The organism is Cecembia lonarensis LW9 (assembly GCF_000298295.1).
GTDB classification, from domain to species: domain Bacteria; phylum Bacteroidota; class Bacteroidia; order Cytophagales; family Cyclobacteriaceae; genus Cecembia; species Cecembia lonarensis.
Map to the genome: position 1 here is coordinate 1 of NZ_AMGM01000174.1, position 1,842 is coordinate 1,842.

Annotated in this window: 1 protein-coding gene; it reads right to left on the minus strand. The window is 42.1% G+C overall.

Annotated features, from left to right (window positions below):
- Nucleotides 1-355: 355 nt before the first annotated feature.
- Nucleotides 356-1,582 carry an ATP-binding protein gene (locus tag B879_RS20610; RefSeq protein WP_009187163.1) on the minus strand — a complete coding sequence of 409 codons (1,227 nt, stop codon included), beginning with the start codon at nt 1,580-1,582 and terminating at the stop codon, nt 356-358.
- Between the last annotated feature and the right edge of the window lie 260 nt (nt 1,583-1,842).

A 1,842-nucleotide genomic window follows, 5' to 3' on the forward strand; every position in this document is an offset into this window, starting at 1 on the left:
AAAACCATTAAGGAGTTAAGGTCTTTAAGGGTTTCATTAAGAGCCAAGAGCCAAGCAACAGACTTGTCCCGAAGAATTTCGGGAGGTAAAAGGCAAAAGTAAGGCTTTAAACACAAGCTCTTAACCCCCTTTTTCCTTTCGCCTTTTCCCTATCACCTTGGCTCTTAACATCTCAATGGTTTAGCTTGCTCCGAAGTATTTCGGAGAGTTCAATTACTTTACACAATTCGTAAAACCCTGAACATTGAACCCTGAACCCTGCCTCCAGCAGGCAAGCCTGAACCTTTAACGTTTAACACTTAACACTTAACACTCATCACTCTTCACTCATCACTCATCACTCTTCATTCCTCACTCACCACTCTTCCCTAGGTCCTTTTTCCAGAAATTCATGCGCAGGGATCATTTTGACCAACAGACCGTCTTTCTCAATCACATCACTTTGGTTCATGGTGATGATATAGCCCGATCTGATATTTAAATCATGCATGGCTTCCAATACCCCTTTCAGTTCCCGGTCAAAGTTTTCATCATTAATGCTTAGACATACCTGTATTGCTTCCTTCAATTGGCCTTTTTCCAGGGTAACAAAGTCACATTCCCCCTGATTTTTGTAATAAAATAGCTGTTTGTACCGCTGCCTGAGATGTAGAAAAATGAGGTTTTCCAAACGCCTGCCCCTATTGTCACTTGTGGTGACAGAAACTTCTGAATAGATGCCCATGTCCAGCACGTACACTTTTTTGGGATTTCGGGCCTGAACTTTGAGAGAATGGTCAAATAAGGGTAGAAAATCCAGTAAATAAGCATCCTTTAAAAAAGAAAAATACTCCAGAAAAGTGGTGGCGGATTTAATCTCAAACATGCCTGCCAATTTGTTGGCAGACACCAAATTGCCTATGTTGCTGATTAGATATGCTGCCAATTGGCGCAAAGCATTCACGTCCCTTATGGCATGCCTGACAGCAATATCCCGCATCAAGATATCATCTACCAAAGTGTAAATGATTTCAGCACGACCTGTCTTGAGAAAATCAGGTATGCCACCTGATTGAAGGTAACTTTCCACGGCAGCCGCTGAACTGTCTATGTTTTTAAAGCGGATATATTCCGAATAAGAGAAGGGGAACAACTCCATGGACAAGTGCCGTCCGGTGAGATGGGTGCCCAGTTCCACACTTAACATGGCCGCATTTGACCCGGTAACAAATACGCGGTAGCCTTCTCTTAAAAGCTGGTTGACATAAGTTTCCCAGTTTTTGATCAGTTGGATCTCATCAAAAAAAAGCACCCTGATACCCCGCTTTTCTACCTCCCTATGTACCCTCACAAAATCACTGGTTTCAAATGAGGCAAGACGGATATCGTCGAAATTGAGGTAAAGCGCATCCTCGTAGTCTTTACGGAGCAATTGTAACAAAAGTGTGCTTTTACCACAACGCCGAATGCCTGTTATGATCGTAGCAAATGCATCGGCAATGGGTACATGCATCAAAGCATCACGGATGAAGCCGCTTTCCTGATTGAGGAAGGCATTCCTTTGGGAATTGATAACCAATGCGAGTTGCTCCTGTCTGATCATGTGGTCATTTCCTTAGTTTTATTTCTTTCATTACAAATGTAAATTATTTTTCAGTATAATGAAAGATATTGGAAAAATTAAGCGTTGAACTTCTCGAAATTTGCCATTTTATAAAGCGATGTAACGGATTTGCAATCCACGGGTAACATTAACCACGGAACTTGTCCCGTAAGACGGGAAGAAAGTGGATGAACAGGTACAAAAGCTGCGCTTTTGCCTTTCGTTTGGCACTTTACTAGACATTGAAAAAAAGTAGGGGG